Origin of the sequence: Pseudomonas mosselii, from assembly GCF_019823065.1 — a bacterium.
In the GTDB taxonomy this organism is placed as follows: Bacteria; Pseudomonadota; Gammaproteobacteria; order Pseudomonadales; family Pseudomonadaceae; genus Aquipseudomonas; species Aquipseudomonas mosselii.
Map to the genome: position 1 here is coordinate 441320 of NZ_CP081966.1, position 25967 is coordinate 467286.

The following is a 25967-nucleotide window of genomic DNA, read 5'->3' on the forward strand; positions in this document are numbered from 1 at the left end:
CATGAGTCGGGCACCGGACACCTGGATCCTCACTGCCGACTGCCCGAGCATGCTCGGCACGGTCGATGTGGTGACGCGTCATCTCTACGAGCAACGCTGCTACGTCACCGAGCACCATTCCTTCGATGACCGGCTGTCGGGGCGGTTCTTCATTCGCGTGGAGTTCCGTGCCCCCGATGGCTTCGACGAGGACGGTTTTCGCGCAGGCCTGGCCGAGCGCAGCGAAGCCTTTGGCATGGCGTTCGAGCTGACCGCGCCGAATCACCGCCCCAAGGTGGTGATCATGGTGTCCAAGGCCGACCACTGCCTTAACGACCTGCTGTACCGCCAGCGCATCGGCCAGCTGGCCATGGACGTGGTCGCGGTGGTGTCCAACCATCCTGACCTCGAGCCGCTGGCACATTGGCACAAGATCCCCTATTACCACTTCGCCCTCGATCCGAACGACAAGCCGGCGCAGGAGCGCAAGGTGCTGCAGGTGATCGAGGAGAGCGGCGCCGAGCTGGTGATCCTCGCCCGCTACATGCAGGTGCTGTCGCCGGAGTTGTGCCGGCGACTGGATGGCTGGGCGATCAACATCCACCACTCGTTGCTGCCCGGTTTCAAGGGCGCCAAACCGTATCACCAGGCCTACAACAAGGGCGTGAAGATGGTTGGCGCCACGGCGCACTACATTAACAACGACCTGGACGAAGGGCCGATCATCGCCCAGGGCGTCGAGGTGGTTGACCATGCGCACTATCCCGAGGACCTGATCGCCAAGGGGCGCGATATCGAGTGCCTGACCCTGGCGCGGGCTGTGGGTTATCACATCGAGCGACGGGTGTTCCTCAACGCCAATCGGACTGTGGTGCTTTGACATTGGGGCTGCTTTGCAGCTCATCGCGACACAAGGCCGCTCCCACAGGTAAAGCGCAAGTCTCAGGGGTTGCGCTGGCCATGTAGGAGCGGCCTTGTGTCGCGAAAGGGCCGCACAGCGGCCCCGGCTTTTGGCCTGCCGTGAACAGGCATTTGCTTGTCGCATCCAGTCACCGCCCCGCCTCCTATCCAGCCCACAATTCCCTTCATTCCAGTAACACAGGCCGCCCACGGAAAGGCGGCGCTTTCCACCACCGCTGCATAAATACAAATCAAGCGAGGTAAGAAGCATGTCTGGTAACCGTGGAGTGGTGTATCTCGGCGCGGGCAAGGTCGAGGTGCAGAAGATCGACTACCCCAAGATGCAGGACCCGCGCGGCAAGAAGATCGAGCACGGCGTCATCCTCAAGGTGGTCTCCACCAACATCTGCGGCTCCGACCAGCACATGGTCCGCGGCCGCACCACCGCCCAGGTCGGCCTGGTCCTGGGTCATGAAATCACCGGTGAAATCGTCGAAATGGGCCGTGACGTCGAACGCCTGAAAATCGGCGATCTGGTGTCGGTACCCTTCAACGTCGCCTGCGGTCGCTGCCGCTCGTGCAAGGAGATGCACACCGGCGTCTGCCTCACCGTCAACCCGGCCCGCGCCGGTGGTGCCTACGGTTACGTTGACATGGGCGACTGGACCGGCGGCCAGGCCGAGTACGTACTGGTGCCCTACGCCGACTTCAACCTGCTGAAACTGCCGGACCGCGACAAGGCCATGGAGAAGATCCGCGACCTGACCTGCCTGTCCGACATCCTCCCCACCGGTTACCACGGCGCCGTCACTGCCGGTGTCGGCCCGGGCAGCACCGTCTACGTCGCAGGTGCCGGCCCGGTCGGCTTGGCCGCCGCCGCTTCCGCCCGCCTGTTGGGCGCTGCCTGCGTGATCGTCGGCGACCTCAACCCGGCCCGGCTGGCCCATGCCAAGTCGCAAGGTTTCGAAGTGGTCGACCTGTCCAAGGACACTCCGCTGCACGAGCAGATCATCGATATCCTCGGTGAGCCGGAAGTGGATTGTGCCGTCGATGCCGTTGGCTTCGAGGCCCGTGGCCATGGCCATGAAGGCGCCAAGCACGAGGCCCCGGCCACCGTGCTCAACTCGCTGATGCAGGTGACCCGCGTGGCTGGCAAGATCGGTATTCCGGGCCTGTACGTGACCGAGGATCCGGGCGCAGTGGATGCCGCTGCCAAGATTGGCGCGCTGAGCATTCGTTTCGGCCTGGGTTGGGCCAAGTCCCACAGCTTCCACACCGGGCAGACCCCGACCATGAAGTACAACCGCCAGCTGATGCAGGCGATCATGTGGGATCGCATCAATATCGCCGAAGTGGTGGGGGTGCAGGTGATCAGCCTGGACCAGGCGCCGGAGGGGTATGGCGAGTTTGATGCGGGGGTGCCGAAGAAGTTTGTGATTGATCCACATAAGACGTTTAGTGCGGCTTAACAGAATGCACCAGTGCCCCGTTTGGGGCATTGGTTTTTAGATGTTTACCGTGCGGTTGTACAGGGCTTGTGCGAGCGTCATTTAAGGCTCCCCTAATCTCAGCACTTGGTTTGCTTTTGAAATGTCGCTCTGGAGTGATGGCAGAATAACTCTTAACTCTAGCCAGTCATCTATGAAGTTGTATTGTGTTCGCAAGAATTTCATTCGTGATTTAGCCATTGTTTCGTCTTCACTGGCTCGCTTGTAATGCGCTTTATCACCTCTGTCCGAGCCGGTATGCCGCTCCATGGTTTTTTGAGCTGCTGCTGCTGTTTTCTCATGCGCGATGTATTGTTGGGCTTCCTCTCTTGAGCTGTATCTATTGAATTTTCCGATTAACGCATTCGACTCATCAATTCCATTGGATATGGCTTGTTTGTACTCTGTTCCTAGTTTGGCTGGTTTGTTCGGGTTAAGCATGCGTTTCCCGTCGCTCAAGAACGACTCGTACAGCTTTCCGCCATTAACCCCGATGGGGTCCAGTAAATGTCCAAGGGGCCTTTTAATACCAGCGTGACCGCTCGGGTCAATGTTGTTGACTGGGTCGCCTGAGCAGTACATGTAGCTATTGATGCCACCGACACCAAATGGGCTTAGGTGGTCCGCCGAGATGAAGCGCATTAATTGTGGACTGAATATTCGATATCCGTTTCCCAGCAGGTAGTGGCCCGTGTGCTCCCGAAGCTGAGCGTTGAAACTCAATATGGGGGGCTTAGTCAATTTTGCGGATGAGCCTCCGTAAGGCGCATACGATAATTTAAGTTCGTCCGGCAGTTGGCGATGGAGCAGAATGGATCCTTGCATGTCTGAAGCCAGCAAGCCGGTGCCTGACTTGATTTTGTATTTCTGTGCCATGTGAACTCCGTCTGGAGGCAGGTTTCGCTCTACTCTGCGACGAAGGTTAGCCGAGTGACAACTGGCAAAAATATCAGGTCTGGGAAAGCTCCTACTCATTCTCAGGTTGTTTCTCACTGGATTCGTGAGGGCTCAGGAATGGTGTCGTGCCCATGGAATACGTGCTGGCCAACGTCTCCCACTACCTGATGTTCGCCTTCAGCGACAGCTACCGGGCACTGGACCGTATCGAGGACGAGGAGACGCGGCAGTTGCTCAAGCTTGGGCTGCGGGCCATGCAGATCGCCTGGGGGCAGGCGGATGCGCTGGCCTGTGCGGTGGAGAACAGAGCCGGCCAGTAAATGTCCATCGCGGGGCAAGCCCGCTCCCACGAATGACCCAGGGCTTCGTGGGAGCAGCTTGCCCCGCGATAAGACCCTGCAATGAACACCGATGGCCGGCCCGGAACAAACCCCCGGCGCTCCAGTCCAATCCCTCGTTTTCCGGCCATTCCGGCCGACGAGGCCCCTCCTGATGAAAGCATTCACCCTGGCAACCCTGATGACCCTGGCCGCAAGCCCGGTGTTCGCCTTCAACCTCAGCGACGCGGCCAACGCCGTCTCGGCCATGCAGAACCAGAACCAACAGGGCCAGGCGCCGGCCGGCCAGGCCAACCTCCTCAACACCTTGGGCAGCGAATTGAAGATCACCCCAGAGCAGGCCATCGGCGGCGCCGGGGCGATGCTGGGGCTGGCGCGCAACAACCTCAGCGGCGACGACTATGGGCAACTGACCAAGGCCGTGCCCGGGCTGGACCTGCTGTCGGGTACCAATGCGCTGGGAGGGCTGAGCGGCCTGGGGCAGTTGCTCGGCAATGACAAGAACAGCTCGGCGCTGAGCAACGCGCTGGGCGGTGAGGTGCAGAACCGCAGCGACCTGGACAACGCCTTCAAGGCGCTGGGCATGGATACCGGGATGATCGGGCAGTTCGCGCCGTTGATCCTGCAGTACCTGGGGCAGCAAGGAATTGCCGGGTCGTTGTTGCAGAACCTGGGCAGCCTGTGGAACGCCCCTGCGCCGTTGAGTCAGCCATCGGTCTGAGCGTCTGACACCGGCACTGAGCGGTCGTGGGATCAGCCTGACTTAGGCGCCAACTTGCTCAGGTGCAGCGCCACCAGCAATGCGACCGCCAGCAGGCTGGCAATGAACAGCCCTGTCCCGTTCCAGCCCCACCGGTGCCAGAACACCCCGCCGGCAGTCCCGGCGACACTTGATCCCGCGTAGTAGCAGAACAGGTAAAGCGAAGACGCCTGTCCCTTGGCCTTCAGCGCCCGGCGGCCGATCCAGCTGCTGGCCACCGAGTGCGCGCCGAAGAAGCCGAAGGTGAACACCAGCATGCCGACGATGATCATCGCCAATGGGGTGGCCAGGGTCATCAACAGGCCCCCGGCCATCACCAGGATGCTGGCCCAGAACACCTTGCGCCGTCCCAGCCTGTCGGCCAGGGCGCCGACCTGCGCCGAACTGTATATCCCTGACAAATACACCACCGACAGCAACCCGACCAGCGCCTGGTTCATGTGATAGGGCCCAGCCAGCAGGCGGTAGCCGATGTAATTGAACAGGGTGACGAAGGCGCCCATCAGCAGGAAGGCTTCGAGGAACAGCCAGGGCAACCCTGCGTCCCTGAAGTGCATGGCGAAGCCGTCCAGCAGGCTGCGCGGATTCAGGGCCTGGGGCCGGAAGTTGCGCGATTCGGGCAGCACTTTCCAGAACACCAGCGCCGCTGCCAGGGCCAATCCGCCGATGGTGAGCATCGCCGTGTGCCAGCTGACAAAGTCGATCAGCACGCCGGTGATCAGGCGCCCGCTCATGCCGCCGATGGCGTTGCCACCGATGTACAGGCCCATGGCCAGGCCGATGTGCTGCGGGTGGATTTCTTCGCTCAGGTAGGTCATCGCCACCGCCGCCAGGCCGCTCAACGACAAACCCACCAGGGCGCGCGTCGCCAGCACCAGCTCCCAGTTCGGCATCACCGCGCTGGCCAGGGTCGACAGGGCGGCGCAGAGCAGGGCGAAGACCATCACCGGCTTGCGCCCGATGCGGTCGGAGATCGGCCCGGTGACCAGCAGCCCGAACGCCAGCATGGCGGTGGACACCGACAGCACCAGGCTGCTCTGCGCGGCGTTGATGGAAAACTCCCGGGACAGCAGCGGCATCATCGGCTGCACGCAGTACAACAGGGCAAAGGTGGCGAAGCCACCGCTGAACAGGGCCAGCACGGTCTTCATGAAGGCGGGGGAGCCTTTCTCGATCCAGGTATCGTCGACGACAGGCTCGGGTTCGGCAGGCAGGGGGACTACGACGGATCTCACAGAGGGTACCTCGGGCGCTGGGGCCGGTGCTGCGGTAAAAAAAGCATATAGCTGGCTAATGATTAGATCCAATATATTGTTCGACCCGTTCAAGACGTTTTACGACCTGTTTGGAGTCGATCATGGAGCTGCGTCATCTGCGCTATTTCATCGCCGTGGCCGAGGAACTGCATTTCGGCCGCGCCGCCCAGCAGCTGGGTATTTCCCAGCCTCCCTTGAGCCAGCAGATCCAGGCCCTGGAGCAGGAGCTTGGGGCCCGCCTGTTCGAGCGCACCAACCGCCGGGTCGAGTTGAGCGAGGCCGGGCGGCTGTTCCTCGAGGAGGCGCGCCAGGTGCTGGCGCAGGTGGAGAAGGCCGCCGATGTGGCGCGGCGAGCGCAGCTGGGTGAACTGGGCGAGATGAAGATCGGCTTCACCTCGTCGGCACCCTTCACCTCGCGGATTCCCCAGGCCATTCGGGCCTTCCGCCAGCGCTATCCGTCAGTGCACCTCAACCTCAAGGAAATGAGCAGCCGAGAAGTGGTGGAGGCGGTGTTCGACGAGTCCATCGAAATCGGCCTGATGCGACCGATGCCGTTGCCGGAAGGGATCGCTTGCACCGAGCTGTTCCGCGAACCCCTGGTAGCCGTGCTCAATGCATCGCACCCGCTGGCCATTGGCAGCGAACAGGGTGTACATATGCAAGCCCTGGCCCATGAGCCGTTCGTATTCTTCCCGCGCAGCTACGGCAGTGGCCTGCATGCCCAGTTGCTGAGCCTGGCGCGCCAGGCGGGTTTCAGCCCGCATTTCGCCCAGGAAGCCGGTGAGGCGATGACCATCATCGGCCTGGTGTCGGCGGGGTTGGGTGTTTCGGTGTTGCCGGCCTCGTTCCAGCGCATGCGCATCGAAGGCGTGGTGTACCGCACGTTGCTCGACGAAGAGGCCATGACCGCCGTGTGGCTGGTACGTCGCGAGGCGCCCGGCTCGGCCATGGCCAATGCCTTCATCGCCCTGCTGGCCGGGCTGGAACAGCCCGAAGGTGCTGGCTAAACCGCTGCGCTGACCACATACTCGGGCATTCGTTGATACACGGAGGTCTGACATGCGGCGCGTGGTGTTCAATCAGAAAGGTGGCGTGGGCAAGTCGAGCATTGCCTGTAATCTCGCGGCGGTCAGTGCCAGTGAAGGCTATCGGACCCTGCTGATCGACCTGGATGCCCAGGCCAACTCGACCCAGTACCTGACCGGCCTGACCGGCGACGACATCCCCATGGGCATCGCAGACTTCTTCAAGCAGTCGCTGTCCAGCGGGCCGTTCGCCAAGAAGAACAAGGTCGATATCTACGAAACCCCCTTCGACAACCTCCACGTGGTGACCGCCACCCCGGAGCTGGCCGACCTGCAGCCCAAGCTCGAGGCCAAGCACAAGATCAACAAGCTGCGCAAACTGCTCGACGAGCTGGACGAAGACTACGAGCGGATCTACATCGATACGCCGCCGGCGTTGAACTTCTACGCGGTTTCCGCACTGATCGCCGCCGATCGCGTGCTGATTCCCTTCGACTGTGACAGCTTCTCGCGCCAGGCGCTGTACGGCCTGCTGGCCGAGATCGACGAACTCAAGGAAGACCACAACGACGAGCTGGTGGTCGAGGGTATCGTGGTCAACCAGTTCCAGTCACGGGCCAGCCTGCCCCAGCAGATGCTCGACGAGCTGCTGGCCGAGGGCCTGCCGGTACTGCCGGTGTACCTGGGCAGTTCGGTGAAGATGCGCGAATCCCACCATGCCAGCCTGCCGTTGATCCACCTGGAGCCACGGCACAAGCTTACCCAGCAGTTCGTCGAGTTGCATGATCTGCTGGAGCGCAGCGCCTAGACACCCTGGCTGCGCAGCCACTCCAGCAACGACTGTAGTGGGAACGCGCCGGCCTGGCGAGCCACTTCGCGGCCGTTCCTGAACAGGATCAGGCTGGGGATCGAGCGGATGCCGAGCTGGCCGGCCAGGTTGCGGTTGGCCTCGCTGTCGAGCTTGGCCAGGCGGCAGCGTCCGGCGAGCTGACGGGCGGCCTGTTCGAACACCGGGGCGAAACTCTTGCAGGGGCCGCACCAGTCGGCCCAGACATCCAGCAGCAACGGCAGGTCGCCTTTGATCTGGGCGGCGTAGGTGCTCTCGTTCAGTTCGAAGGGCTGAGCGAGCAGCACGTCCTGCTTGCAGCGGCCGCATTTGGGGCTGTCGCCCAGGCGCTCGGCGGGCAGGCGGTTGAGGCCGTTGCAGTGAGGGCAGGGGATTACCAGGGGGGCGGACATTTTATCTCCTTGATGTGGCTGGGGCCGCGTAGCGGCCCCGGGGTTCATGACGAACAGCTGATTTCCAGGTGCTTGCCCCACTCAGGTGGCCGTTCGGCATAGGCCTGCATCCCGGGCTGTTCCTCGAACGGCTTGCCCAGCACCTGATGCAGCCGCCGCACTTCACTGTAGTCGCCCGCCTCGGCGGCTTCGATGGCCTTCTGCGCCAGGTAGTTGCGCAGCACATACAGCGGATTGATCGCATGCATGCGCTCGCGGCGCCCTTCTGCATTGCCCGCTTCGCGCGCGCAGCGCGCCTGGTAGTCGGTGCTCCAGGCGTCGAAGCCGGCCAGGTCGATGAAATCTTCCCGCACCACCTGCAGGGCCTGGGCCACGGGCTGCTCGCCCAGGCGGCGGAAGAACAGGGTGTAGTCCACGCCCCCCCGCTGCATGCACTGCAGCAGGCGCTCGACCAGCGCCATGTCGTCGTCCTCGGCCGTGGTCAGGCCCAGGCGGCGGCGCATCAGGTCAAGGTAGTGCGCCTGGTACAGCGGCAGGAACAGCCCCAGCGCCTCCTTCAGCGGCTCGACTTCGATCACCGTGGTCAGGGCCTGGGCCAGGGCGCTGAGGTTCCAGTGGGCGATTGGCACCTGGTTGGCGTAGCTGTAGCGGCCCCGGTCATCGGAATGGTTGCAGATGAAGTTGGCGTCGAAGTCGTCGAGGAAGGCGTAGGGGCCGAAGTCGAAGGTGATGCCCAGGATCGACATGTTGTCGGTGTTCATCACTCCGTGGCAGAAGCCATAGGCCTGCCAGCGGGCGATCAGCTCGGCGTTGCGCTCGACGAGGGTGCGGAACATGGTCAGGTAGGGCTGCTCGGCGTCGCGGCACTCGGGGTAGTGCTGCTCCAGCACATGGTCTATCAGCACCCGCTGCTGTTCCGGTTGCTTGGTGTAGTAGAAGTATTCGAAGTGGCCGAAGCGCACGTGGCTTTGGGCCAGGCGCAGGAGCATGGCAGCGCTCTCGCGGGCTTCGCGCCATACCGGGGTGCTCGAGCCGATCACGCACAGCGCGCGGCTGCTGGGAATGCCCAGGGCGTGCAGGGCCTCGGAGGCGAGGAATTCGCGGATCGACGAGCGCAGCACGGCGCGGCCGTCGCCCATGCGCGAGTAGGGCGTCTGGCCGGCGCCCTTGAGGTGCAGGTCCCAGTGCTCGCCGGCATCGTTGAGAACCTCGCCCAGCAGCAGGCCACGACCATCACCCAGGCGCGGGTTGTACGAGCCGAACTGGTGACCGGAATACACCATCGCCCGTGGGTCGGCCTCTTCCCAAAGCTTGTGGCCGCTGAACAGCTCGGCGAACACCGGCAGCTCGGCCTGTGCCGGGTCGAGATCGAGCAGGGCCATGGCCGATTCACTGGCGACGACCAGGCGTGGATCGGCGATCGGGTCGGGCAGGACCTGGGTGGAGAAGGCATCGCCGAGTTGGGCGAAGCGGTTGTCGAAGGTGAGTTGCTCGAGGGACTTCACGGGGCCTGCTCCTGGATTCGGTGCCATCGAGGGCAAAGCCCTCGCCTGCATTCTGGAGGGCATGCCTGTCGTAGTCCACTCAGCTCGGCGGCGTGCTGTCCGGTTTGCCGTCCATCGGGATCAATTGCTGCTTGCCGTTCTTCGGGTCCATGAGGAACACCTCCACCTGGCGCACCGAGATCTTGATGTTGTGCGCCTTGAACTCCCGGTTGATATAGCGGTTCAGCTCGTCCAGCGTCGGGTTGCGGTCGCCCAGGTCGCGCACATGCATGCGCAGCTCGTGGTCCAGCGAGCTTTCGCCGAAGTTGAGGAAGTACACCAGCGGTTCCGGATCCTTGAGCACCCGTGGGTTCTCGTGGGCGCCCTTGAGCAGCAGGTCGCGCACCAGGTCAAGGTCCGAGCCGTAGTCGATGCCCAGCTTCAGCGTCACCCGGGTGACCGTGTCGGTCAGCGACCAGTTGATCAGCTGGCCGGTAATGAAGGTCTTGTTGGGGACGATGATGTCCTTGCGGTCGAAGTCGGTGATGGTGGTGGCGCGGATGCGGATCCTGCTCACCGTGCCGGACAGGTTGCCGATGGTGATGGTGTCGCCGATGCGCACCGGGCGCTCGAACAGGATCATGATGCCGGAGATGAAGTTGGCGAAGATCTCCTGCATGCCGAAGCCCAGGCCCAGCGACAGGGCCGCCACCAGCCATTGCAGCTTGTCCCAGCTGACCCCGAGGGTGGCCAGGGTGCTGACGATGCCGACGCCGGCGATCACATAGGACAGCAGCGTGGTGATGGCGTAGGCGCTGCCCTGGGCAAGGTTCAGGCGCGACAGCACCAGCACCTCGAGCAAGCCCGGCAGGTTGCTGGCCAGGGCCACGGCGATGCCGGCGATAACCATGGCGCCGAGCAGGTCGCCGAGGCTGATCGGTACCATGCTCGCCGCCGCGCCGGTGCCGCTGCTGTATTCGTAGAGGGTGATGTTGTTGAGGTAGGCGAATACCGTGATCAGGTCTGCCCAGACCCAGTACAGCCCGCCGATGAAGCCGCCGAGCAGGGCCAGGCGGATCAGGCGCAGGGACTGCTGGTTGACTTGCTCGATGTCCAGGGTCGGCTCCTCGACCACCACTTCGCCGTCGAGCCCTTCCTTGGCCGCCTGGCGTTTGCTCAGGGCGCGCTGGTAGGCCAGGCGCCGCGCCGCCACCGACAGGCCGCGCACGAATGCGGCCTCGATCACCAGCCAGAACAGCAGCAGGTAGAGGGTGTAGATCAGCCGGTCGGTGAGCTTGAGGGCGGTGTAGTAGTAGCCGAAGCACACCGCCACGAACAGGGCGATGGGCAGGGCGGTGAAGGCCACCCCGACGGCCTTGCGGAACAGCGAGGTGTTGCGGTGCGCCGGGCTGCTCAGCAGCAGGCGGCTGAGCAGCCAGGCCATCAGCGCGTAGCAGGTCAGTACCACGCCGATGCCCAGCACGTCCTCGGCCAGGGCCGATGGCTGGTGTTCGGCCACCGCCACCACGCCGACCAGGGCCAGCACCACGGTGCCGAGCCGGCGCACCCAGCCGCGCAGGAACTCGACCTGCGGCTTGTGCCAGCGGAAGTGGATCTCGGCCACGCCGCCCGGGGCGAGGATACGGTAGGCGGTGTAGAACACCAGCCAGGCCTGGGCGATCTGCCACAAGGCGGCGCCGAGGTTGGCGTTCTGCCCGCGGGCATCGAGCTGCAGGGCGTAGCTGCCCAGGGTCAGGGCCAGGGCCACCGGCAGGGCCAGGAGGATGTTGATCAGGATCGCCTGGGGCGTGTGCCACTGGCTGTCGCGCTTGAAGTGGCCGATGTCCTGGTGGACCTTGCCCAGCCGTCGGTACAGCGCCTTGCGCCGCCACAGCAGGGCGCCGATCACCAGGATCAGCGGCAGGAACAGCAGCGGCTGTTGCACCAGGCCGTCCGCCAGCTCCTTGATGCCTGCGCCCCAAGGCAGGCTGGCCACCTGGGTGGTCAGGCGCTCGGGTACCTCGCGCAGCCATTGCCAGTCCAGCGGCTTGTTGCTGGGGATCCAGAACATCTGTTCTTCCAGCGTGGTGCGCAGGTTCTGGGCGGTGCTCAGCAGTTGCTTCTGGTTCAACTGCAGGGTGATGCATTCGTTGAGCAGCGCCGACAGCTCGCGGTTCAATCGTTCGAGCAAGTCGCTGCGGGTGATCGCCACTTCCAGCAGGGCCTTGCGCAGTTGCGGGGTGACATCTTCCTCGGGCTGGCTGGCCAGCAGCTTGTCCACATAGGTGGACGGGCTGCTTATCTGTTCGCGTTCCTGGTTGATCTCGAACTGGTAGAGGCGGATATCGGCGATCTGGTCGGCCAGGTTGCGGTCAAGCTTCAGGTGCGGCAGGGCCTGCTTCTGCTTGTAGAGGATCTTCGACAGCAGCAGGCTGCCCTTGAGCACGTTGATCTGTTCGTCCAGGGCCAGGTCGGCCTGGGTGAGGCTGTCGAGCTGTTGCTTGGTACGCAGGTTCTGCTGGGTCACCTCGTTGAGGCGATCGGTGCTGCGCAGCAGGTAGTCGGACAGTTGCAGGTTGGCGGTGCTCTCGGTGGCCAACAGGTTGCTGCCGCCGGCCTTCTGCGCCTCGATCGACTGGCGGGTGACGGCCTGTTGCGACTGGGCCAGGCGCTTTTCGTTGATCAGCGTCTGCAGGTCCTGGATTTCCTGCTCCAGGCGGGTGGCGCGCTCGATCAGCAGGTCGTGGCGGGCGTTGCCCAGGTCCTGCAGCACGCTGTTGCCGGCCAGTTCCTGGCGGCGCAGCAGGGTCAGCGCGTTGAGCGAGGCCAGCTCGGCGTTGAGCTGGTTGCGCTGGTCGGCGTTGATCGCCTTGCCGTTGTCCTTGCCGCTCTTGAGGCTGCTGTTGATCTGCTGGGCGCGCATCTGGTTGCCGCTGATCTCGGCCTGGGCGCGTTCAGGACGGGTCTGCGCATTGATGATCAGGCTGTTTGCTTCGGACAGCGCCTTTTGCAGATCGCCCTGCTGGGTGCTGCGTTCGCTGAGCATCTGCTCGAGCTGCGGTACCGTCAGGCTGGCGTAGCGCTGCGCCACCGGCGGGGTGGTGCTGGCCTTGAGCTTGATCAACTCGCGCTGGCTGTCGCGGATCTCCTGGGGTGCGCCGGCCAGCTGCTGCTTGAGGGCTTCGAGCTTCTTTTCGCTGTCGTCGCGGGCGTTGAGCAGCGCCAGGGTCTGCTCCAGCACCTGCTGCACGGCTTTCTGCTCGGTTTCCGGCAGCTTGCGCTCGGCGATCTTGCTCAGGCTGCTCTGGATGCCCGGGGTGGTCGGGACTTCCACCGCGCCGGCGGCGAACGAGAGGGTCAGGCACAGCCCCAGCAGGGCTGCGCGGCAATGGTCACGCAGGGACATAGGCAGAGTTCTTGTGTTACGCGGCAAATCGGAGTTTAGAGGAACAGCCCGGGTCCGGGGCGGGTACCTTCGGGGAATCTGACGCCCACTTTCTGGATCTTGTTCCCGTCCATGACCGCGACGGTCCAGATCGTGCCGTGCCATTCGATCTGGTCGCCTACTACTGGCGCGCCTCCGACCTTCTGTCGGATGAACTGCGCCAGCGGCATGTTCGCGTCCAGGCCATCGAGTTTCAGGCCATACAGCGCGGCCACCGCGCCCAGTTCGGCGTCGCCTTCGAGGACGAAGTCGCCGAAGAAACGCAGGTCCAGGCCACGCTGTGGTGCCTGGCTGAACAGCTTGCCCAGCGCCGGCAGGTTATGTTCGTGGCCGATCACGCAGAGCATGTCGCCGACTTCCAGCACGGTGCTGCCCGATGGGTGCAGCAGTTGCTCGCCGCGAAACAAGGCGGCGATGCGCGTGCCCTCGGGCATCTTCAGCTCGCGCAGGGCGGCGCCGATGCACCATTTCTCGGCGCCCAGGCGGTAGACGAACAGCTCCCACTCGCTGGTGACGTGCACTTCGAGTGCGGAGCGGGAAATCGGCGCCGGGTCCGGCGGTACCGTGACCTTCAGCAGTTTGGCCATCCACGGCAGGCTGGTGCCTTGCACCAGCAGTGACACCAGCACGATGAAGAAGGCCAGGTTGAAGAACAGCTGGGCCTGGGGCAGCCCCGCCATCAGCGGGAACACCGCCAGGATGATCGGTACCGCGCCACGCAGGCCGACCCAGCTGATAAAGCCTTTCTCGCGACCATGAAAGGCCTTGAACGGCAGCAGGGCGGCCACCACCGACAGCGGGCGGGCCACCAGGATCATCCACAGCGCCAGGCCCAGGGCCGGCAGGGCGATGGGCAGCAGGTCGTGGGGCGTGACCAGCAGGCCGAGCACCAGGAACATGCCGATCTGCGCCAGCCAGGCCATGCCGTCGAGCATGTGCAGGATGCCGTGGCGGCTGCGGATCGGCCGGTTGCCCAGCACCAGGCCGCACAGGTACACGGCCAGGAAGCCGCTGCCGTGCAGGGCGTTGGTCAGGGAGAACACCGCCAGTCCGCCGGCTACCACCAGGATCGGGTACAGGCCGCTGGCCAGGTTGATGCGATTGACCAGTTGCAGCATCAGCCAGCCGCCGCCCAGGCCCATCAGCCCGCCGATGCCGAACTCGCGCAGCAGGTGGGTGAGCAGGCTCCAGTGCAGGCCGGTCTGGCCGCTGGCGATCATGTCGATCAGGGTGACGGTGAGGAACACCGCCATCGGGTCGTTGCTGCCCGACTCGATCTCCAGGGTGGCGGTGACCCGCTCGTTCAGGCCCTTGCCGCCGAGCAGCGAGAACACCGCCGCGGCATCGGTGGAGCCGACGATGGCGCCGATCAACAGGCCCTGGATCAGGTTCAGGTTGAACAGCCAGGCGGCGACCATGCCGGTCAGGCCGGTGGTGATCAGCACGCCGATCGTGGCCAACGACAGGGCCGGCCACAGCGCCACGCGGAAGCTCGCCACCCGGGTGCGCAGGCCGCCGTCGAGCAGGATCACGGCGAGTGCCAGGTTGCCCACCAGGTAGGCGGTCGGGTAGTTGTTGAAGATGATGCCGCCACCATCGACCCCGGCAATCATGCCGACCGCGAGGATGATGACGAGAATGGGGATGCCCAGGCGCGATGACAGCGAGCTGACCAGGATGCTTGCGCCCACCAGTAAAGCGCCGATCAGGAACAGGCTGTTGATGGTGCTCGCATCCAAAGGTGGTACTCCGGGATATCGCGGGGGAAGGGACCTGGAAGCATGAACTAGCAGGTCGCGTGCCAATCGATTCTAACCTGATGAATTGGCAGGCTGTAAAGCGTTTCTGCAGATGTAGAAAAGGCACCTCGAGAGGTGCCTTTTCTTGTGTTGCCGCAGCAGGCTTACGCTTGCTTCACTTCACGCATCGGCTTGCCCTTCACCGGTGCATCGCCGGCCACGTAGTACTTGGCGGTGCTGCGCGGCAGCGGCTTGCGGCCACGGATCTTGTCCGAGATCTTCTCGGCGATCATGATCGTGGTGGCGTTGAGGTTGCCGGTGATGATCAGCGGCATGATCGACGCGTCGACCACGCGCAGGCCCTGCATGCCATGCACGCGACCTTCGCCGTCGACCACTGCCATGTCGTCGGTGCCCATCTTGCACGAGCAGGATGGGTGGAAGGCGGTTTCGGCGTGCTCGCGGATGAACTTGTCCAGCTCTTCGTCGGTCTGCACGTGGGCGCCTGGGCTGATCTCGCGACCGCGGTACGGGTCCAGCGCCGGCTGGGCCATGATTTCGCGGGTCAGGCGAATACCGTCGCGGAATTCCTGCCAGTCCTGCTCGGTGGACATGTAGTTGAACAGGATGCTTGGGTGCTGGCGCGGGTCTTTCGATTTGGCCTGGATGCGACCACGGGCTGGCGAGCGCATGGAACCCATGTGCGCCTGGAAACCGTGTTCTTTCACACCGTTCGAGCCGTTGTAGTTAATCGCTACCGGCAGGAAGTGGTACTGGATGTTCGGCCACTTGAATTCAGGACGGGTGCGGATGAAGCCACCGGCCTCGAACTGGTTGCTGGCGCCGATGCCGGTGCCGTTGAACAGCCACTCGGCACCGATGGCTGGCTGGTTCCACCACAGCAGCGACGGATACAGCGACACCGGCTGGGTGCAGGCGTACTGCAGGTACAGTTCGAGGTGGTCCTGCAGGTTCTCGCCGACGCCTGGCAGGTCGTGGACCACCGGGATGTCGAGGCTTTCCAGCAGTGCGCGCGGGCCGACGCCGGAGCGCTGCAGCAGCTGCGGCGAAGCGATGGCGCCGGAGCTGACGATGACTTCCTTGCGCGCCCGGGCTTCGACACGCTCTTCGCTGTCACCGACCAGGTAGGTCACGCCGACGGCGCGCTTGCCGTCGAACAACACGCGGTCAGTCAGGGCGTGGGTGACGATGGTCAGGTTCGGGCGTTTCTTGGCCTGGTCCAGGTAGCCGCGGGCGGTGCTGGAGCGACGGCCGTTCTTGGTCACCGAACGGTCCATCGGGCCGAAGCCTTCCTGCTGGTAGCCGTTGAGGTCTTCGGTGCGCGGGTAACCGGCCTGCACGCCGGCTTCGACCATGGCGTGGAACAGCGGGTTGTTGCCGGCTTTCGGCGTGGCCACGCTGACCGGGCCGTCGCCACCGTGGTAGTCGTTCGGGCCGATGTCGCGGGTTTCGGCTTTACGGAAGTACGGTAGGCAGTCCAGGTAGGTCCAGTCTTCCAGGCCCGGCAGTTCCGCCCAGCCGTCGAAGTCCATGGCGTTGCCGCGGATGTAGCACATGCCGTTGATCAGCGAGGAGCCACCCAGGCCCTTGCCGCGGCCACACTCCATGCGGCGACCGTCCATGAACGGCTCCGGATCGGTCTCGTAGGCCCAGTTGTAGCGACGGCCCTGCAGCGGGAAGGCCAGGGCGGCCGGCATCTGGGTGCGGAAGTCGAAGCGGTAGTCGGGGCCACCGGCTTCCAGCAGCAGCACGGTGACGCTGGCGTCTTCGGTCAGGCGGGTGGCCAGGGTGTTACCGGCCGAGCCGGCACCGACGATGATGTAATCGAATTCTTGGGACATGAAAAGTACCCTCGTTGGCGGTGGTCAGGGAGCGCAAGCGCCCGTGCGCGAAGGCACGGGCGTGGCTAAACGGGGTTTAGAAAACCGAGTTGTAGCCGCCCAGCTCGACCTGGACCGACTTGATGCGAGTGTATTGAGCCAGCGAGCTGACACCGTTCTCACGGCCGACGCCCGACTGCTTGTAACCGCCAACCGGCATTTCCGCCGGCGACTCGCCCCAGGCGTTGATCCAGCAGATGCCGGCCTCGAGCTTGTGGATGATGCGGTGCGCGCGGCTGATGTCGTTGGTGCAAACGCCGGCGGCCAGGCCGTATTCGGTGTCGTTGGCGCGACGGATGACTTCTTCCTCGGTCTCGTAGCTGAGGATGCTCATCACCGGGCCGAAGATCTCTTCCTTGACGATGGTCATGTCGTCGCTGCAGTCGGTGAACACAGTCGGGGCCACGAACGCGCCCTTGGCGAAGTCGCCGTCCAGCAGACGCTCACCGCCGCACAGTACGCGGGCGCCTTCTTCTTTACCCTTGGCGATGTACGACAGCACGCTTTCCATGTGCTGGAAGCTGACCAGCGGGCCGAAGTTGGTGTTCTCGTCTTCCGGGTTGCCGGCACGGATGCGGGCGACGCGCTCGGCGATCTTGGCTTCGAAGGCGGCTTTCATCGAGGCTGGGATGAACACGCGGGTGCCGTTGGTGCAGACCTGACCGGAGCTGTAGAAGTTGGCCATCATGGCGATGTCGGCGGCCTTGTCCAGGTCGGCGTCGTCGCAGATGATCAGTGGCGACTTGCCGCCCAGTTCCATGGTCACTTCCTTCAGCGACGAGCTGGAGGCGCTGGCCATGACTTTCTTGCCGGTGGTGGTGCCGCCGGTGAAGGAGACTTTCTCGATGCGCGGGTGCTCGGTCAGCCAGGTGCCGACTTCGCGGCCGCTGCCGGTCAGGACGTTGAACACGCCGTTCGGCAGGCCGGCTTCGGTGAAGATCTCGGCCAGTTTCAGGGTGGTCAGCGAGGTGACTTCCGACGGCTTGAAGATCATCGCGTTGCCGGCGGCCAGGGCCGGGGCGGATTTCCACAGGGCGATCTGGATCGGGTAGTTCCAGGCGCCGATACCGACGGTCACGCCCAGCGGCTCGCGGCGGGTGTAGACGAAGGACGATTCGCGCAGCGGGATCTGCTCGCCTTCGATGGCCGGTACCAGGCCTGCGTAGTACTCCAGTACGTCGGCGCCGGTGACGATGTCGACGTAGCGGGTTTCGGAGTACGACTTGCCGGTGTCCAGGGTTTCCAGCATGGCCAGCTCGTCGTTGCGCTCGCGCAGGATGTCGACGGCGCGGCGCAGGATGCGCGAACGCTGCATGGCGGTCATCGCGGCCCAGATTTTCTGGCCGCGCTCGGCGCTTTCGACGGCTTTTTCGACGTCGGCTTGGGTCGCGCGCTGCACATGGGCGAGGACTTCGCCGGTGGCCGGGTTGATGGCTTCGAAGGTGGCGTCGCTGCCTGCGTCGACGTAAGCGCCATCAATGTAGAGTTTTTGCGTTCCGAAACGGGCCATAGTGTCCTCGCAAGTGCAGTGTGTGGTTGGCTGCCGCGTCACGCTCCTGCCGGTTGGCTGGTCGCTGCGCGCGGCTGTTCAGAGGCCTGGTCGGTTGTGCCCAGGGACTGCTGTTTCGCCAGTTGTAGATCCATGTATTCGTAAGCGATGCGTATCGCCTGGTCGGTGTCGAATGCATCCCCCGACAGGGCGCCACGCAACCACAGGCCGTCGATCAGGGCCGCCAGCCCGCGGGCAGCCTTGCGCGCATGGTAGAGCGGCAGGACGCGGCGGAACTGGCAGCACAGGTTGGAATACAGACGGTGATCGTTGATCCGCTGCAACCTGTGCAAAGACGGCTGGTGCATGCTGGAGGCCCAGAAGGCCAGCCAGGTTTTCATTGCCGGGCCATTCACCTGGCTCGCATCGAAGTTGCCTTCGATGATCACCTTCAGGTGGGCACGCGGGCTGTCGTCCGTGAGTGCCTGACGACGCGCGATCACACCCTCGTTGAGCATGTTCATGATGTGGCGCATCGTCGCTGCGATCAGGCCGTTCTTGTCCTGAAAGTAGTGACTGATGATGCCGTTCGACACGCCGGCCAAACGGGCAATCAGCGCAATGCTGGCATCGCCCAGTCCGACCTGATCGACCGCCTGTAACGTGGCTTCGATCAACTGCTGGCGGCGGATGGGTTGCATACCGACCTTGGGCATCTTGCTATCTCCTCAGGCCTGCGGGCAGACGACGAGCGGCTGCCTCGGCGAAGGCCAGTCTATTTTGTTTTGATTGAACGTTCAATCAATAAAGAATAAGCTCTGCGACAATTTGTGCCATTGACAGTTTTTCAGGCCGTCAAAGGGACACGAATCGACACCCCAGGAAATCGTGTAACCCCCGGAATACAAGGCGTTGACGGGCATGAGCGATGCAAAGGACAGATTCTGCCGAGCGGTCATGGACTGCGCGGTCGGCCCTTGGAGCGGGCCAGGTGGTCTGTGGCGAATGCGCGCACCTTCTGCTGAGTGCGTGGCAATGCGACAGACGGCCGGTCTGTATTTTTTGCAGCGTTTCGATTCGGGATCACGGTTTCCAGGTGCCTTTTATAACACCTTGCGTAGTAGGGCTATTGCACCAATTGCGCGGGAAATAACTGTTTAGCCTCCACTGCCGCACTGCCCGGAGCATTCGTGCAATGAGTTCTGCCTCCCTGACAAAGCCTCCCGCCGAGCGGGTACGGGTCAACCGCGTGGTGTTCTACACCTCTGCGCTGATGATCCTCGTTCTGACTGCCCTGCTGATTGCTGTACCCGAAGCCGCCGGCCAGGCGCTGGGCGTTGCCCAGAAATGGCTGACCCGTACCTTCGGCTGGTACTACATGCTGGTGATCTGCGGTTACCTGCTGTTCGTCGTCTACCTGGCCTTCTCCGATTTCGGCAAGCTCAAGCTTGGCGGCAAGGACGACACCCCCGACTTCAGCTACGGCGCCTGGGCCGGGATGCTGTTCTCCTCGGGCATCGGTATCTCGCTGCTGTACTTCGGCGCCTCCGAGCCGCTGGACCACTACTTCAACCCACCCGAGGGCACCCCGGCCAGCCTCGAGGCCGCGCGCCAGGGCCTGCAGCTGACTTTCCTGCACTGGGGCCTGCACGGCTGGGCAATCTACGCCCTGGTGGGGCTTGCCGTGGGTTACTTCGCCTACCGTCACAACCAGCCGCTGGCACTGCGCTCGGCGCTTTATCCGCTGGTCGGTGAGCGTTGGGTCAAGGGTGGCGCCGGCCATGCCGTGGACATCTTCGGCATGTTCGTCACCCTGCTGGGCCTGGTGACCAACCTCGGTATCGGTTCGATGCAGGTGGCTTCGGGCCTGGAGTACCTGTTCGGCATGGACCACAGCAAGACCAACCTGCTGGTGGTGATCCTGGTCATGGCGGGCGTTGCCACCGTGGCCGCGGTGTCGGGCGTGGAGAACGGTATCCGTCGCCTGTCCAACCTGAATATCCTGCTGTTCAGCGGCCTGCTGATCTTCGTGCTGCTGGCCGGCAACACCCTGCACCTGCTCAACGGCTTCGTGCAGAACATCGGCGACTACCTCAACGGTGTCGTGCTGAAGACCTTCGACCTGTATGTCTATGAAGGCGACAACGACAAGTCCGAGCGCTGGCTGGGCCTGTGGACCGTGTTCTACTGGGCCTGGTGGATCTCCTGGGGCCCGTTCGTCGGCATGTTCATTGCCCGTATCTCCAAGGGCCGTACCGTGCGCCAGCTGGTCAGCGGCGTGCTGCTGATTCCTCTGGGCTTCACCCTGGCCTGGCTGTCGATCTTCGGTAACACCGCATTGGACCTGGTGATCAACCAGGGTGCGGTGGAGCTGGGCAAGACGGCGCTCGAACAGCCGTCGATGTCGATCTACCAGCTGCTGGAGTTCTTCCCGGCCGCCAAGATTGTCATCGGTGTAGCCGTGTTCGTCGGCTTCGTGCTGTTCCTGACTCCCGCCGACTCCGGCGCGGTGATGATGGCCAACCTGTCGTGCAAAGGCGGCAAGGTCGACGAGGACGCCCCGCACTGGATGGTGGTGTTCTGGTCGGTGGTCATCACCCTGGTCACCATCGGCTTGCTGTTCGCCGGTAACTTCGAGGCCATGCAGACCATGGTGGTACTGGCCGGCCTGCCGTTCTCGGTGGTCCTGGTGCTGTTCATGTTCGGCCTCATGAAGGCCATGAAGCAGGACGTCGCGGTCGAGAGCGAGCGCGCCGAGCTGGCCGCCCGTGGCCGTCGCGGCTTCAGCGAGCGCCTGAGCCAGTTGGACCTGCAACCGACCCAGGCCGTGGTCCAGCGTTTCATGGACAAGCAGGTCAGCCCGGCGCTGAAAGAGGCCGCCGAGCAGCTTCGCACCCTGGGCTTCGAGGTCGAGACCCGTGTAGGCCAGTCACGCAACATGATGGGCCTGCGGGTGATGATGGAAGAGGGTAACCCCTTCGTCTACGAAGCCAGCCTGGACGGTTACATGGCCGCGCCGAGCGAGGCGCCGGTCGAGGGCGAGCCGGAAGTGCGTCAGCGCTTCTACCGTGCCGAGGTGTACCTGCACGATGGCAGCCAGGAGTACGACCTGATGGGCTTCACCCGCGAGCAGATCGTGCGTGACGTGCTGGATCAGTTCGAGAGCCACCGTCAGCTGCTGGGGCGTGTTTACAGCTGATCGTGAGCGGTAACAGGCAGGGGCCTGGCGTGAAAGCGCCGGGCCCTTGTCGTTTCTGGGGCGCGCAATATGTACAGCCTCGCAGGCTGGTGGGTGACGGCATGGTGGCAGTCCACTCACCAGGAGGCGTTCACCATGACGACACCTTCGACACCCCTGTTCGATTTCAAGGGCGCTGCCGCCCGGCAGTTCGCCAACCGTCCGACCCTGCGCCAGGTGGCCAGCACGCAGGTGCTGAGCCTGCTGCTCGAACACTTGCCATGGCTGGCGTCGGTCACCCCGGCGCTGACCGACGCCGACCCGCTGATGCTCGACAGCCCTGTGCCCGGCACCAACTACTACACCACCGACAGCTTGGTCGACCTGGTGTTGCAGGCCATGGTCGCGGAGCAGCCCATGAACCTGGAAGCGCTCGAAGGGCGCCACCACAACCTCGGGCTGGTGGCGACCCACCGCTTCGCCGGCTCGCGCAGCGAGTTCGATACCCGCCGCCTGAGCGGGGTGACGGACGCCTTCAACGGGTTGCTGGCGCGCTTGCCCGAGCTCTTCTGCCAAGCGCAGCTGGACTATTGGCAGGGCCGGGGCAGCGCTGGCAAGAGCCGCGACCGGTGGCTGCAGTTGCTGTTGAAGATGGCGCTGCTGAGCAACCTGCCTGCGCAGGGGCTCGATGCCAAGGCGCAGGCGTGCGTGCGTGGCCTGATCGAGGGCGGTGCCGAGCAGCCGGCGACGTTCGTCGTGCAGGCCAGGCTGGGCTGGGATGACCAGGTGTTCACGGTCGTGCAACCCGGCCTGTTGGTGGTGGGCGAATGGGACGAAGCGCAGGTGGTGCTGTGGTGCAGGCCGTCGACCCAGGTCACGGCCTTCGCGTCGCTTGAGGCGTTTGGCCTGGCCCTGCGCGATGCGTTGGCGCTCGCGCACAGCTTCGACACGCTGAACTGGGAGCGCCATGCGCTCGAGGGCAACGTGTTCGCGCAGCAGAGTGCGCTGCTGCTGGCGAGGATGTGCGAGCACATCGCTCAGTTGCGTCTGCGTGGCCTCTCGGTGGCACGGATGGAGGCCCTGTTCGCGCAGTTGAGCGACCCCGCGCAGTGGCTACTTGGCGGCTACTTCCACGACGATGGCGTTCAGGCCAAACTCCCGCCAGGCCTGTCCAGCGCCTCGGCCAGCGACAGCTTCGCAGCCCAGGAAGCCCTGTTGAGTATGGCCTTGGCCCAAGCGCAGGCCGAAGGGGGCTCGGCGCTCGATGGCGTCCAGGACCTGCAGACCTACGCGCGCGAACGCTTGCGCGAACAGTTGCTGGCGGACTATCCGGTAGAAGCGAACTATTTTCCTGACGACCTGTTGCTGTCGCTCGCCACCGCCGAGGGCATTCCGGGTGGCGCGGGAAGCGGCGCAGGCGGGGGGGAGCCGTTGGCCGACAGGGGCGAGGTAAGCCTGACCGCCTTCGCCATCGGCAACCTCAGTTCACTGGGCGCGGCGGTCATCAAGGGCATACGGCACCGCACTGGACAATTGATCATGCCGTGGCTGACGGTCGACTACCTCAAGGGCGTGGTCCAGCGCGTCGACATCGGAGGCAAATACCCTCGCTACGTGGCGACCACCCTGGGTGACCCGTCAAGCCGGGCGCAGCGTACCCGGCACTTCGCCCGGGAGTGGCGCCAGGGGCTGTTATTCAGTGCCCTGCTGGCCAAGCTCGATGGCAAGGTTTCCGATGCCGGGCTGCAACACGTCGTCGATTTCTGCCAAGGCCACCTGGATCCTGAGTCACCCAGTAGCGTGCTGGCGCCCCTGGCCTTCAAGCGCCGTCCCGACGCCACGCATTCCGACCTGGTCCAGGCCATGTACGTATTGTTCTGTGCGCAGCCCTCGCGGGTGTTGCTGTACCGTCCGCTCTACGCCAAGGATACGCTGCTGGAGTACGCCAGCCTGGAGGCGATGATGGCGGCGATTCGCGCCTCCACCGAGCTGCAGCAGAGCCTGGTGGCGTGGATGAACCCAACGGCACGCTCCATCTATGACCACGACGGGTTCAAGGAACCGCACATCGGCAGCATCGGCATCGACCCTTATAACCTGCCGGAAAAGCCGGCCCCCGCCGAACTCGCCAGCTGCCACTGGGCCACGGGTGTGGATGAAAAGCTCTATGCCGCCAACCAGGCGTTGCGGGTGGCGCTGGCCGACGCGCAAAGCACCTCCACGGCAGAAAGCCGTTGGGCGCTGCTCGGCCAGGGCGCCTGGCTGCTGTTCGACGTGGCCAGCCTGGCGTTGCGTGGCCCGGTGGCATCGGCGGCATGGCTGGTGCAAACCCTCAGCGCCCTGGACAGCGATCTCGAGGCGGTGGCCCACAGTGACTATTTCAACCGGGACGCGGCCACGGTCGATCTGATCATCACCACCGGCATGACCTTGCTGCACGCGCACCTGCCCAAGGCTCCCCACGCCGATGCGCAGCCTTTACCCGGTGCGGCGGCGTTCACGCAAGCACCGGCCCAGGATGGCCGTTACCAGGCGCTCAAGGTCGTGCCGAGCCAAGGCCGGGTCACGTCACCTGGGCCCTTGGCATGGCCAGAGCCAGTGGTGGGCGACGCAGCCGTTGTGGACTTCAGTTGGCGTGGCAACCAGGGCTTCAACGACTTGCCGCCCTCGCGGCGCAAGGCGTTGATGGCCATGCGCTCGAACGTGGCACTCGCAGGTGAGCAGCCACAGGCATCAGGGGTTTACCGGGTGGCTGGGCAGGACTGCGTGCCGATGCTGGGCGAAGTGTTTGCCGTGAGCGCATCGGACGACGGCATCCGCGTGGTCGACCCGGCGGGTGGGCATGGCCCTTACTTGTCCTACGAGGCGGGCGCCTGGCGTGTCGATACCCGGCTGCGCTTGCGCGGTGGCATGCCCAAGGCTTCCCTGGAAAAGCAGTTCAACAGGATGCTCACGCAGATCGACCGGCTGACCCTGGAATCGAACCAGGCGGCGGGAGTTCTCAAGCCAACCCTTGATGAAGCGCTGGTATTGCAACGCAAGCACGATCAGCTCTGCGTGCTCGAGGCTGCGGAGCGAAAGCGTCGCCTGGACGCCGAAATGACAGGCGACACCTGCTTCGACAAGGTCGGCTCCGACCGCCTGATGACCAGCTACCAGGCACGACTCGCCGAGTTGAACACGGCGTTGAAGGCAAAGCGGCTCGAGGCGCTGTCGGCGCTGGAAGCGGTCATGGCGCCCGATCGCAAGCAGATCGCCCAGATCAAGGTGATGCTCGAGCCCAAGTATGGTCGCTACCGGCAGCATGGCGCGGGCGCGCTCCTCGATGGCCAGTTGAACCTGCTCACGCAGTCGACGATTCGTAACGCCGATTTCGCGCTGACCGAACTCTATACGCTGGCCGACTACGCGCACATCAGTGAGATGCGCAAACAGTTCAGGGGAAAGTACCTTTTCGAAGTGGCGGAGCACTATCGGCAATTTCGTAACGAACTCATCGATCTCTGCGAGATCAACGAGCGGGTGCTTGCTTTGCACGGCGAGCTCGACGTGCTGCTGCTCGGCGTGCCGGATACCCTGAATGTCAGCGCCACGACGACGGCCCGCAGCGTGGCGCAGTTGATCATGGGGCGGCGCTTCACCACGATCGATTTGCGTTTCCAGCACGTGTTGAACCTCGCGGAGGCCGCGTTGCGGCTGGAGTCCAGGAGCATGCCGCGGCGCTTGTTGAGGTTCCAGCGGGGGCTGGTCAACCCTGCGCTGAATCGCGCCTCCTCGGCGCATGGGGATTCGTTGAAGGCCAACCTGTCGGCGGCCGACCGGATCAGCATCCTGCAAGAGGCCTGGGACGTGTACACCGCCGCGATCGTACACAGCCTGCACATCGAGCCCCAGGCCGGCGAGTTGCTCGACCCCGTGATGCTGCGCCGCTACCGGGCTCACATGATCCTGCTCAAGGAGGACGCGGGGCGCCGCTTGGTCGATGCCATCGCCGAGCAGGACGGTGCGCCGACGTCCAGCGGGCGCGTGCCTTACCCCGTCGCCCAGGAGCCCAAGCGGATAATTCGCAATGACGACGGCCAGTTGCTCATCGCCACCGAGGTAGACCACGAAGGACGGGTTGTCCTGGAGGTGCGCCAGTCGATCACCGACAAGGTCTTGCAGGTGTTCGAGCGCAAAGGGGATGCCTGGGTCGAGCGTGTTGAGGACGCGCCCGCGCCCAGCGTGCAGCCAGGCCCATCGATTGACGTCGCTGCGCAGGTCAAGGCGCTGCTCGCGGACCACCAGGACCTGCTCGACGCCGCCCAGGCGTATGTGCAGGACGATGTCAGTGGCGCGCTGCTGGATCGCCTGCTCAGTGAGCAGGTGAAGGTGTTGGAGCAAGCCTTGGCAGGCTTCGCCGAGCAGGGGGCGCAGGCGACGGCTACCGCCCCGCTGAGAAAGGCCTTGGAGGCCTTGAAGACTTACCGGGTCGAACAGTTGACCCTGCTCTACGGCAAGACCCCATACCCCACGGCCAAGGGGTTGCGCTTCCTGCATGAGCAGCAACTGATCAAGGTCGAGTACGTGCGGCGCGAGAGCTCGGTCAACACCAGCCCGTTCGATGAGTTCAAGATCGTGCGTCTGAACGCGCCGGCTGGCAGCAAGGGTCGCCCGCTTTGGGCCGCGCATTTCCACTTGCCGTCGCAAGCGGCAAACCTGGCGGACTTCACCCACGCCCACCTCAAGCTCTGGAGCCAACGCTTGTTGGGCCGGCAGTACGAGGCCGCCAGCGGTCAGCGGGTGCACCGCGGGCGTCTGGAGCAGGCCGATGTGCAGGGCATCATCCCGCTGACCTGACGCCCGCAGGG

The 25967-nt window shown here is 64.1% G+C and carries 17 protein-coding genes; 8 read left to right on the forward strand and 9 right to left on the reverse strand.

The window, feature by feature from the left end:
• The first annotated feature begins 1 nt into the window (after position 1).
• Together purU and fdhA are read left to right on the forward strand one after the other, a co-directional pair.
• Complete coding sequence (gene purU, locus K5H97_RS02060) at positions 2 to 859, forward strand: formyltetrahydrofolate deformylase (protein WP_028688432.1); 858 nt, start codon at positions 2 to 4, stop codon at positions 857 to 859.
• 289 nt (positions 860 to 1148) lie between these two features.
• A complete protein-coding gene (gene fdhA / locus K5H97_RS02065; protein WP_011536143.1) occupies positions 1149 to 2348 on the forward strand; it encodes a formaldehyde dehydrogenase, glutathione-independent in 1200 nt (399 codons plus the stop codon).
• 81 nt (positions 2349 to 2429) lie between these two features.
• Here fdhA and K5H97_RS02070 read toward each other — a convergent pair whose 3' ends face one another.
• The gene (locus K5H97_RS02070) at positions 2430 to 3242 is read right to left on the reverse strand and encodes an RHS repeat-associated core domain-containing protein (protein ID WP_232108732.1); all 813 of its coding nucleotides are present in this window, start codon (positions 3240 to 3242) and stop codon (positions 2430 to 2432) included.
• Positions 3243 to 3394: 152 nt separating this feature from the next.
• Between K5H97_RS02070 and K5H97_RS02075 the strand changes: the two genes are divergently transcribed.
• Both K5H97_RS02075 and K5H97_RS02080 read left to right on the forward strand, forming a co-directional pair.
• Positions 3395 to 3583: a hypothetical protein gene (locus K5H97_RS02075; protein ID WP_028688431.1), complete on the forward strand. Its 189-nt coding sequence runs from the start codon at positions 3395 to 3397 to the stop codon at positions 3581 to 3583.
• A 172-nt stretch (positions 3584 to 3755) separates the two neighbouring features.
• Positions 3756 to 4322, forward strand: coding sequence for a DUF2780 domain-containing protein (locus tag K5H97_RS02080; RefSeq protein ID WP_028688430.1), 567 nt, complete (start codon positions 3756 to 3758; stop codon positions 4320 to 4322).
• 32 nt (positions 4323 to 4354) lie between these two features.
• Here K5H97_RS02080 and K5H97_RS02085 read toward each other — a convergent pair whose 3' ends face one another.
• Positions 4355 to 5596, reverse strand: coding sequence for an MFS transporter (locus tag K5H97_RS02085; protein ID WP_028688429.1), 1242 nt, complete (start codon positions 5594 to 5596; stop codon positions 4355 to 4357).
• A gap of 122 nt (positions 5597 to 5718) precedes the next feature.
• On the opposite strand from K5H97_RS02085, the gene K5H97_RS02090 reads away from it, so the two are divergent.
• Positions 5719 to 6624 (forward strand): LysR family transcriptional regulator, encoded by a 906-nt coding sequence (locus tag K5H97_RS02090; protein WP_028688428.1) that lies wholly within the window; start codon positions 5719 to 5721, stop codon positions 6622 to 6624.
• 52 nt (positions 6625 to 6676) lie between these two features.
• Entirely contained in the window at positions 6677 to 7450 is a 774-nt protein-coding gene (locus K5H97_RS02095; RefSeq protein ID WP_028688427.1) for a ParA family protein, read from the forward strand.
• Here the strand turns inward: K5H97_RS02095 and trxC are convergent.
• From trxC to betI, 7 genes are all read right to left on the reverse strand, one after another.
• A complete protein-coding gene (gene trxC / locus K5H97_RS02100; protein WP_028688426.1) occupies positions 7447 to 7881 on the reverse strand; it encodes a thioredoxin TrxC in 435 nt (144 codons plus the stop codon). The two genes, K5H97_RS02095 and trxC, sit on opposite strands and share 4 nt — an antisense overlap.
• A gap of 44 nt (positions 7882 to 7925) precedes the next feature.
• Positions 7926 to 9386, reverse strand: a complete 1461-nt coding sequence (gene selO, locus K5H97_RS02105) for a protein adenylyltransferase SelO (protein WP_028688425.1) — start codon at positions 9384 to 9386, stop codon at positions 7926 to 7928.
• A gap of 79 nt (positions 9387 to 9465) precedes the next feature.
• A complete protein-coding gene (mscK, locus tag K5H97_RS02110; RefSeq protein WP_028688424.1) occupies positions 9466 to 12771 on the reverse strand; it encodes a mechanosensitive channel MscK in 3306 nt (1101 codons plus the stop codon).
• A 35-nt stretch (positions 12772 to 12806) separates the two neighbouring features.
• Positions 12807 to 14549: a potassium/proton antiporter gene (locus tag K5H97_RS02115; protein ID WP_028688423.1), complete on the reverse strand. Its 1743-nt coding sequence runs from the start codon at positions 14547 to 14549 to the stop codon at positions 12807 to 12809.
• Between the two features lie 164 nt (positions 14550 to 14713).
• Entirely contained in the window at positions 14714 to 16411 is a 1698-nt protein-coding gene (gene betA, locus K5H97_RS02120; protein WP_028688422.1) for a choline dehydrogenase, read from the reverse strand.
• Positions 16412 to 16487: 76 nt separating this feature from the next.
• On the reverse strand, positions 16488 to 17960 hold the full coding sequence (gene betB, locus K5H97_RS02125) for a betaine-aldehyde dehydrogenase (RefSeq protein ID WP_028688421.1): 1473 nt from the start codon (positions 17958 to 17960) through the stop codon (positions 16488 to 16490).
• A 38-nt stretch (positions 17961 to 17998) separates the two neighbouring features.
• The gene (gene betI, locus K5H97_RS02130; RefSeq protein WP_028688420.1) at positions 17999 to 18655 is read right to left on the reverse strand and encodes a transcriptional regulator BetI; all 657 of its coding nucleotides are present in this window, start codon (positions 18653 to 18655) and stop codon (positions 17999 to 18001) included.
• A 479-nt stretch (positions 18656 to 19134) separates the two neighbouring features.
• Between betI and K5H97_RS02135 the strand changes: the two genes are divergently transcribed.
• A complete protein-coding gene (locus K5H97_RS02135) occupies positions 19135 to 21138 on the forward strand; it encodes a BCCT family transporter (RefSeq protein WP_028688419.1) in 2004 nt (667 codons plus the stop codon).
• A gap of 135 nt (positions 21139 to 21273) precedes the next feature.
• On the forward strand, positions 21274 to 25956 hold the full coding sequence (locus K5H97_RS02140) for a dermonecrotic toxin domain-containing protein (protein ID WP_028688418.1): 4683 nt from the start codon (positions 21274 to 21276) through the stop codon (positions 25954 to 25956).
• The last annotated feature ends 11 nt before the right edge of the window (positions 25957 to 25967 follow it).